The sequence below is a fragment of the Fundidesulfovibrio sp. genome, from assembly GCF_058402725.1.
Genome location: NZ_JBZVFJ010000146.1, coordinates 1 through 8258, shown reverse-complemented (window position 1 = coordinate 8258; position 8258 = coordinate 1). Strand labels below are relative to the sequence as shown.

Annotated in this window: 9 protein-coding genes; 6 read left to right on the top strand and 3 right to left on the bottom strand. The window is 72.0% G+C overall.

The genetic code is table 11. The features are described from left to right. From ACV4UX_RS15530 to ACV4UX_RS15515, 4 genes are all read left to right on the top strand, one after another. The coding region (locus ACV4UX_RS15530; protein WP_491594191.1) for an adenylate/guanylate cyclase domain-containing protein at window positions 1–1650 on the top strand (1650 nt) is incomplete at its 5' end. Then, complete coding sequence (locus ACV4UX_RS15525) at window positions 1647–2321, top strand: hypothetical protein (protein ID WP_491594190.1); 675 nt, start codon at window positions 1647–1649, stop codon at window positions 2319–2321. The genes ACV4UX_RS15530 and ACV4UX_RS15525, both read left to right, overlap by 4 nt. Window positions 2322–2403: 82 nt before the next feature. Next, window positions 2404–2784, top strand: coding sequence for a hypothetical protein (locus ACV4UX_RS15520; RefSeq protein WP_491594189.1), 381 nt, complete (start codon window positions 2404–2406; stop codon window positions 2782–2784). Between the two features lie 45 nt (window positions 2785–2829). After that, the gene (locus ACV4UX_RS15515; protein WP_491594188.1) at window positions 2830–5286 is read left to right on the top strand and encodes a CHAT domain-containing protein; all 2457 of its coding nucleotides are present in this window, start codon (window positions 2830–2832) and stop codon (window positions 5284–5286) included. Window positions 5287–5360: 74 nt separating this feature from the next. On the opposite strand, the gene ACV4UX_RS15510 is transcribed toward ACV4UX_RS15515, so the two are convergent. The 3 genes from ACV4UX_RS15510 to ACV4UX_RS15500 form a co-directional block, all read right to left on the bottom strand. Further along, window positions 5361–5861, bottom strand: a complete 501-nt coding sequence (locus ACV4UX_RS15510; RefSeq protein WP_491594187.1) for a Spy/CpxP family protein refolding chaperone — start codon at window positions 5859–5861, stop codon at window positions 5361–5363. A gap of 166 nt (window positions 5862–6027) precedes the next feature. Further along, complete coding sequence (locus ACV4UX_RS15505) at window positions 6028–6621, bottom strand: hypothetical protein (RefSeq protein WP_491594186.1); 594 nt, start codon at window positions 6619–6621, stop codon at window positions 6028–6030. Window positions 6622–6630: 9 nt separating this feature from the next. Then, the gene (locus ACV4UX_RS15500) at window positions 6631–7428 is read right to left on the bottom strand and encodes a DUF2092 domain-containing protein (protein WP_491594185.1); all 798 of its coding nucleotides are present in this window, start codon (window positions 7426–7428) and stop codon (window positions 6631–6633) included. 174 nt (window positions 7429–7602) lie between these two features. Here ACV4UX_RS15500 and ACV4UX_RS15495 point away from each other — a divergent pair, with 174 nt between their 5' ends. After that, window positions 7603–7923 (top strand): hypothetical protein, encoded by a 321-nt coding sequence (locus tag ACV4UX_RS15495; protein ID WP_491594184.1) that lies wholly within the window; start codon window positions 7603–7605, stop codon window positions 7921–7923. A gap of 45 nt (window positions 7924–7968) precedes the next feature. Next, the coding region (locus ACV4UX_RS15490; RefSeq protein ID WP_491594183.1) for a hypothetical protein at window positions 7969–8258 on the top strand (290 nt) is incomplete at its 3' end.

Here is an 8258-nt window from a genome sequence, read left to right as displayed (position 1 = left end):
GTGTTCTGGGGGCCGGTCTACGCCCGCGCCGCGGAGCGCCTGCGCCAGGCGGGCGCGCGCTGCGTGGCGCTGGACGCCCTGCTGGCCGCCACCCCGACGGACTGGCTCTCCACCCTGGACGCGCCCCCCGAGGCACTGCTCGACCACGACCTCCCCTTCCTCAGGGTCCTGGGCTCGGGGTTCGTGATCCTGGCCGGACAGCTGGCGCGCACGCCGGAAGGCTTCGCGGCGCGCCTGCCCGCGCCCGAATACCTGGAGGCCCTGCCCTCGGCGCGCGACCACGTGGGCCTCACCTTCTTCCCCCGCGACCCGGACAAGGTGGTGCGCCGCTTCGTGCGCGCGCTGCCCGGCGCGCAGGCGGGCCCCGGCTGGCGCACCCTGTCCGCCCTGGGCGCGGCGCGCCTGGAGCCCCGCGCCGGAAACGTCCCGGACGCCGACCCGTCGGCCGCCCGCCCCATCGACTTCACAGGACCGCCGGGCACGATCCCCAGGGTTTCCCTGGCGCGCTTCGCCGGGGACGAACCTCCCTCGGAGGCCGACGCCGCCCTGGTGCGCGGCCGCGTGGCTCTGGTGGGCGCGGACTTCGAGGGCTCGGGCGACCGCCAGCCCACCCCCTACTCGCTGGCCTCGCCCTTTGGCGGCTCGCGCGACATGGCCGGCGTGGAAGTGCACGCCAACATCGTGGAGACACTGGCCGGGTCCGGCCCGCTCAGGCTCCCGCCCGCCTGGGCCGCCGTCGCCTGCTGGCTGCCCTTCCTGGCCTGGATTTCCTGGCGGGCGGAGCATTCCTCGCCCCTGCGCGCGGCCGGGGCGTGCCTGCTGGCCGCCGCGTGCGCCTGGGGCGCGGGGTTCGGCCTGTTCCTGGCGGGCTGGCTGGTCCCCGTGTCCGGGGCCGTGGCCGGTCCGGCCCTGGCCTGGGCCGCCGCCGGGAGCCTGCGCCTGCGCCGCACCGAACGCGACCGGGAACGCGTCCGGCGCATCTTCGGCCGCTACGTCTCCGCCGAAGCCCTCGAACACATCCTCAAGGACGGCGCGGAGCCCCGCCTGGGTGGCGATCCCGTGGAGATCACGGTGCTCTTCTCCGACATCAGGGGCTTCACCACGCTCTCCGAACGCCTGACCGCCTCCGAGATCGTGGAGCTGCTCAACGCCTGGTTCGAGCTGGCCTGCGAGGCCGTGCAGCGCCACGGCGGCATGATAGACAAATTCATAGGCGATGCCGTAATGGGCGTGTTCGGCACCCCCGTCCCGGCTGCGGACCACGCGCGCCGCGCCGTGGCGGCCGCCCTGGACCTTGAACAAGCCGCCCGGCGCATGGACGGCTGGGTCGCCCGGCGCTTCCCGGACCTCGGCTCCGGAGCCTTCCGGGCGGGCGTGGGGCTGCACGCGGGAGATGCCGTGGCGGGCAACATCGGCTCGCCGACGCGCATGGAGTTCACGGTGATCGGCGACACCGTGAACACGGCCTCGCGCATCGAGGGCCTGTGCAAGACCATGGGCGCGACCGTGTTGGCCAGCGAATCCGTGACGCGCGCGGTCGGCCCAGGCCTTGTCACGGGGCGCAGCGAGACATTGCCCGTGAAGGGCAAGGCCCTGCCCGTGAGGGTTTTCGCCGTGCTGGGACTGGAAGAACCCAAGGAGACTCCATGAAACGGCTCTTCACATTGATCCTTGCGTCACTGCTCGCGGCGGCCTCCGCCTGGGCCGCCCCTCCGGCCAGGCCCGCATGCGTGGCGGCCCTGGCGGAGGGCGGCGTTCTTCTCTCCCGCCAGGGAGCCCCCGAAACGCGTCTCGAACGTTTCCGCAAGCTCCTGCCGGGCGACAGGATCACCCTGGAACCCGGCGCGGCGCTGCGCCTGAGCTTCCTCCAGGCGGGCAAGACCGAGGCCTGGCGAGGTCCGGCCCTGCTGGTGGTGGAGGAAGGCGGCGCCAGGGGGACGGACGCGGCCGGAGCCGCCCTCGCGCCCGCGATCACCCCCCTGGAGCCGACCTTGGTGCCCGTGGGCGGCTCGGCGCTCCTGGATTCCCAGCCCGAGCTGATCGCGGGGCAGATCACCGTGCGCTCCGGAAGCTCCCCTCCGGTGGACGCCCCCCTGGACGACACGGGCAAGAAGGACCTCTCCCGCCTGGAGGCCCGCTGCGACGCCCTGCGCAAGGCCCTGCCCCCCGGCGACGCCACGGCGGACTTCGCCCTCGCCGCCGGGCTGGACGCCCTGGGCCAGAAGGCCCGCGCCGTGCGCCTGCTCAAGGAGCTGCTGGCCCGCGACGAATCCAACGAAGCCCTCGCGGAACTGCTCAAGGAAGTGCTCCAACCCCGGTGATGTCCGGCCGGGACGCTCCGCATCAACCTGCACCCAAGGAGATCTCATGTCTTTTGCTCGCGCCTTGCCGTTGTTGCTACTTTTGATCCTCGCAGCCGCGCCGGCCCAGGCCCAGTGCGCCGGAAGAGACGCGGAGAGCACGGTGAACACGTTCTCCAGGCAGATTTCCGCCATGAAGTCCACGATTTCCGACATCGCTTCCACAGCCAAGAAAGCCGCCTCCGCCAAGTCCGAAGAGGAAGGCACGCGCCTGCAGGAGAATCTCCAGAAGCTCAAGGACCAGGCCCGGGATCTCATGAACAGGATCACCGCCGAGGCCGACCGCATCGAGGCCCAGATCAACACCGACCTGGTGACCTTCCAGCACGATAACGCCGTGCGCACCAAGCTGCGCGAAGAGCTCAGGCGCCTCACCAAGCTGCGCCAGAACGCCTTGGAGCAGTACGAGAAGATCAAAGTCTAGCCTATGCGGAGGCCTCTTCCGGGAGGCCCGCACCCCGGAGAACCCATGCCCGCCCTCCACGCGCCCCGGAGCGTCGCCGCCTTGCGCCTCGCGGCGGCCGCGCTGCTCCTCCTGGCCCTCCTGTGCGCCTGCAAGGCCCGGCAGGGCGTGCACCTGGAAGAAGGCGAGCACGCCACGGCCGACGACCTGCTGGCGCGCATCACCGAACTCAACGAGAGCGGCCGCTACGCCGAGGCCATCCCCCTGGCGGCCCGGCTGCACGACGCCGTGCGCAAGCGCAACGGGGCCTCCCACCCCGCCGTGGCCGCCGCCCTGAGCATGCAGGGCGGGCTTTACGTCTCCTTCGGCGACTACGCCAAGGCCCGCCCGCTCCTGGAACAGGCGCTGGAGATCATGGAGCGCGCCGACGGACCGGACGGCCTGGGCACGGCCACCTGCCTGGGCATGCTGGCCCGGCTCCACGCCGGGGAGGGAGACTTCAAGGCGGCCCTGCCCTACGCCGAACGCGCCCTGGCCATTCGCAGGGCCAAGCTCCCTGCGGACAGCCTGGTGCTCTCCACCTCGCTGCACAACCTGGGCGAAATCCAGGCGCGCCTGGGGCATCCGGCCCTGGCCGAACCGCTGCTCACCCGCGCCCTGGAAATCCGCGAGGCCAAGGGCAACCTGCACGCCCTGGCCCTGACCCTCACCGTCCTGAGCGGTCTCTACCTGGACCAGAACGCCCTGGACGCCGCCGAAACGGCGGCCAGGGCCGCCGTGGACTGCGCCCGCCAGGCCCTGGAGCCGGAACACCCGCACACTGCCGAGGCCCTCATGGCCCTGGGACGCGCGCTCGCCGCCAAGGGCGACCACCAGCAGGCCTTCCAGCAGATGCTGGAGGCCCAGAACGCCCAGATCGCCCTGATCGAGCGCATCAAGGGCTCCACCTCGGAGCAGCAGAAGCTCGCCTTCCTGGCCCGCTCGGAGAGGGATTTCCACCAGTTCCTGACCCTCGCGGCGCGGCGTCTGTCCGGCTCGGCCCAGGCCCGGGAGGCTGCGCTGGGGGTCGTGCTGCGGCGAAAAGGCGCGGTGCTGGAAGTGCAGAAGGCCTTCCAGGAGGCGCTGCTCTCAGGCGACGAGGCCACCCGCAGGCTCTTCGAGGAGCTCTGCCGCACGCGCGCCGCGCTCTCCCACGCGGCTTTCGCCGTGGAAGAGGAACCACGCGACGCCAAACGCCTCGCGGGGCTCAAAGCCAGGGCCGAAGAGCTGGAAGTCCGTCTGGCGGGCATGAACGCGGGCTGGCAGCGCGCCAGGACCATGCAGGCGGCCGACGCCCGCTCCGTGGCCGCCGCGCTCCCCCAGGGAGCGGCCCTGCTGGAGCTGGTCCGCCACAACGCCGCCCCCCCGGCCCCCGGAGAGCAGCCCGGCGGCGAGCAGCGCTACCTGGCCTTCGTCCTGCTGCCCGGGGCGGAGGTCCACATGGCCGACCTGGGCCCCGCCGCCAACGTGGACGGGGCCGTGCGCTCGTTTCTGGAAACCATCCAGCCCGCAGGCCCCGGCGGCGGAGAGGCGCGCTGGAGAGGCCCCTGCCGCCGCCTGCACGACGCGGCCTATGCCCCCCTGGCCCAGGCCCTGGCCAGGGCGCGGGAGGTCTTCGTGGCCCCGGACGCGGCCCTGAGCCTGGCTCCCTTCGAGGTCATGGCCGCCCCGGACGGCCGCTTCCTGCTGGAGCGCCACGGGTTCACCTACCTCACCAGCGGACGCGAGCTGCTGGGCATGCGCGGCAACGGCGGCCGGCCCGGCCGGACGATCCTCCTGGGCGATCCGGATTTCGACCGCGGCGCGCCCCCCGGCGGAGCAACCCAGACCCGCAAGCCCCCTTCCGAGGTGCGCGGCGTGGAAGATCTCTGGTTTTCGCCCCTGCCGGGAACGCGCCGGGAAGTGCGCTCCATCCAGGCCCTGCTCGGTCCCGACGCCTGCGACCTGCGCCTGGGCGTCCAGGCCGACGTGGAGGCCCTGCTCGGAGCGCGCTCGCCGGAAGTGCTCCACGTGGCCACCCACGGTTTCTTCCTGCCCGCTGTGCGGCCAGGGGACGCCGCCGACCCCGGCTTGCTCGGCCGCTCCGGCCTGGCCCTGGCCGGGGCCAACGCGGGGCCGCAGGGGCTGCTCACGGCGTCCAGGGCCCTGGCCCTGGACCTCAAGGACACGCGCATGGTGGTGCTCTCCGGGTGCAACACCGGAACGGGCGACGTGCGCGGGGGCGAGGGCGTGTTCGGGCTGCGCCGGGCCTTCGCCCAGGCCGGGGCCAGGAGCCTGGTGATGAGCTTCTGGCCCGTGCCGGACCGCGAGTCGGCGGAGCTCATGGGCGAATTCTACCGCACGCTGGCCCAAAGCCAGGGCATGAAGCGCTCCGAGGCCCTGCGGCAGGCCATGCTCCGCCAGAAAGAGGCCGTGCGCTCCCGTTTCGGACACCCGGACCCCTTCTTCTGGGGCGCTTTCGCCTTCGTGGGCGACCCGGGGTAGCGGGTCGGCCGCACCGGCGAAGCCCCGGCGGAAAACCTTCCCCCGGGGCTTTATCAGCGTGTCCGCGCGGGCGGCTACGACTTGGCGTTCTCGTCGATCCACTCGTCCAGGGACTTTCGGCCGCGTTCGCGGCGCTCCTGGAATTCCTTGCGCTTCTCGGCCAGCCTGGCCTTCTGATCAGGGGTGAGCACGGCGTCCACGCGAGCCTTCACCTTGCCCGTGAACACCGCCAGTTCCTCCCCGGCCTTGGCCAGACCCTGGGCGGCCTGGCGCACCTTGGCCTCTTCGCCGGGCGATGCGGCCATCACGTCGCCCATGGCGCGCCAGGCGGCCTTCATGGACTCGCGCAGAGCCTGGGCCTTCTCGCGGCTCTCCTTGAGTATCAGGGCCACTGAGCGCTTCTGCTCCTTGCTGAGGTTCAACTCGTCGGCCATGCGCACGATGCCCTTGAAGGGGTCGTGGCCGGCCATGCCCGGGCCTCCCGGGCCGCCCTGGGGGGGGCCCATGTCGCCTGCGGCCGCGGCCGAGGCGGTCAACACTGCCAGCAACGCCAGGATGACGGCTCTGCGTTTCATCGGTTCGCTCCTTCTCGTGTCGAGTGCTTGAGCGCGCTCGACGGGTAAGTGCGATCCGGGAGCGAAAGGGTTACAAGCTTGCCGGAAATCCCTCCCCGCGCCGCAAAGCGGACGGCCCGCCGCGCAATGCGCGGCGGGCCGTGGGAAGGCGCGAAAACCCTGCCGGTCAGGGGCAGGGGATGGGCTGATAGGCCGTCTGGCCCCCGCTGATCACCTCGCGGTAGCAGCGGGTGTCCACGCGGTAGACCGGCCCCGAGTTCTGGTTGGCGATCATCACGGCCGTGGCGGGCAGCAGCGTGAGCATGGCCCCGGCGGCCACGCCGGCCGCCACGCCCGCGCCGTAGCCGGAGTTGTAGCCCCAGCCGCCGTAGGCGGGCACGGGGACGGGAACGGGCACCACCGGCGGGGGCGGAGGCGGCAGCGGGCGCGGATACGGGCCTGGTCCGGGGTAGGGCCCTGGCCGGTTGACGTTGTTCACGTTGACGTTGCGCTGCACGTTCACCTGGTTGAAGTTCCTGTCCTCGTTGACCTGGTTGAAGTTCCTCTGCTGGTTCACCTGGTCGAAGTTGCCGCGCGGCGCGCGCGTTCCCTCGAAACCGGCCCCCCGGGCAGGCCCCTCCGGACGATCGAAGCCGCCGCCCCGGCCGCCGAAGCCGCCGCCCCTGGCCAGGGCGTCGCCCGCGACCAGGACCGCCGCCAGCAGGCAGGCCAGCAGACACGACAGGACGCGCCCCGACCCGGATGTGATGGTTCCACGCATGGCTCGCTCCTAGTTGGCGGGTTGCGGTTCCGAGACCGGCAGCACGGGGACCTTGCGCGCGTCCTTGGGCGGGACGAACGCGAAGGCCTTGGCCGGAATCCGGGCCGAGGTGTTCCAGGAGGTGATCACCGCCTCGTACTGGGGCCAGCCGGGCAGGGTCTTGTCGGTGACCACCAGCTTGCGCGTCAGGGCGTCCTCCTGGTCGATCCAGAGTTCCCAGTTCATGTCCTCCCCCAGCACGAGCAGGTGGTGGCAGCTCCTGCCTGCGGCCATGTGCAGGCCCAGGTAGCGCGCCTTGGGGCCCCACTCCTCCACGCCCCGGCAGGGGTCGTTGTAGAGCAGGTTGGCCAGGGGGGAGTGCAGGCCGTAGCGCGCCAGCACGTCGCGCACGGTGTCGTCGATGGAGGCCAGGGCCTCCACGACGCCGTAGACGTTGGCGTCCACGTCCAGCACGGTGAGGGTCTTGCCGTCGCAGACCACGGTCTGGTCGCGGTCGTCCCCGGCCACCTCCACGCGGAAGCGGTCGGGCCTGGCCACCAGGGCCTTCACGACCTGGGAGGCGCGGGCGCTGTCGCCCGAGGGCCAGGCCAGGGCGCGGTCCACCTGGGCGGTGAAGCTGTAGGCCGAAAGTCCGGCCAGGGCGGCGCACGAGGCGCGCAGCACGGCTTCGGCCCGCCCGTCGGGCGCAGGCTGGGCCTGGGCGGACGGCGGGGCCAGCGCCGCCGCCACGACGAGCGTCAGGGCCAGGAGCGCGCGGACGGCCCGGCGGGAAGCCTGGCGGGCGGCCTGGCAGGGGGAAGATGGCATGGGGTCCTCCTGGGGCGCGGGAATGGCCCGGCCTGGCCGGGCCGCGCTCCTTCCTAGTCGCCCTTCGGGCGGTGCGCGTCAAGCTCTTCCGCCGGGGCGGCGACGGCCGCTTGATTTCCGTCCCGGAGCATGTATTTTCAAGGCGTGGGACTTTGCGTCCCCCCTGGAGGCTCCATGCGAATCGTCCTGTGCCTGGCGCTTTTGGCCCTGGCTGCGGCCTGCGGTCCGGTGCGCCCCATGACCGAATCGGAATTCAAGGGCTTTTGCTACCAGTACGACGCCGGACCACAGACCGATTGCGTGCCCATCAACACCTGCGACGCCTACCTCTCCGTGATCGGCGCGCCCCAGCCCTCCCAGCAGGCCTGCCTGGAAGGCTGCGCGCAAGTGTACGCGGAGCAGGTCCGGCGGATGGGCCTCGGCGGGTGCAAGGGCGCCCCCGAATTCGCCCGCGACTGGTGCCAGCGGTACTGCCGCAACGCCTCTCCGCAATGACCGGGCGCAACCGCGCCCCGGAACCCGACCCCATGGAGGTCTGCGATGGAATGGGTTGAAAAAGTGAAGAATTTCTTCGCCGGTGAGAAAAAAGACCTGCTCGATCCCGAAATGCGCAAGGAGGCCTTCCTGTTGCTCACGGAAGTGCAGGGCCAGGCCCGCTGGGACGAGTTCGCCATGACCGTGCGCCAGACCATCATCACCCGCCACCCCGTGCAGAAGCCCTCCTTCGCCGAGATGGAGGCCGAAATGCGCGAGGTACACAAACTTTTCGAGCCCTGTCTCAACGAGGGCAGGCTTTCCCGCGCGCCCCGCCCCCCGGCGGGGGCGCGCCG

Excerpts from the sequence above, each read along its gene's own strand:
- ACV4UX_RS15525 (WP_491594190.1), top strand. The coding sequence starts at position 1,647 with ATGAAACGGCTCTTCACATTGATCCTTGCGTCACTGCTCGCGGCGGCC.
- ACV4UX_RS15515 (WP_491594188.1), top strand. The coding sequence starts at position 2,830 with ATGCCCGCCCTCCACGCGCCCCGGAGCGTCGCCGCCTTGCGCCTCGCG.
- ACV4UX_RS15510 (WP_491594187.1), bottom strand. The coding sequence starts at position 5,861 with ATGAAACGCAGAGCCGTCATCCTGGCGTTGCTGGCAGTGTTGACCGCC.
- ACV4UX_RS15505 (WP_491594186.1), bottom strand. The coding sequence starts at position 6,621 with ATGCGTGGAACCATCACATCCGGGTCGGGGCGCGTCCTGTCGTGTCTG.
- ACV4UX_RS15500 (WP_491594185.1), bottom strand. The coding sequence starts at position 7,428 with ATGCCATCTTCCCCCTGCCAGGCCGCCCGCCAGGCTTCCCGCCGGGCC.
- ACV4UX_RS15495 (WP_491594184.1), top strand. The coding sequence starts at position 7,603 with ATGCGAATCGTCCTGTGCCTGGCGCTTTTGGCCCTGGCTGCGGCCTGC.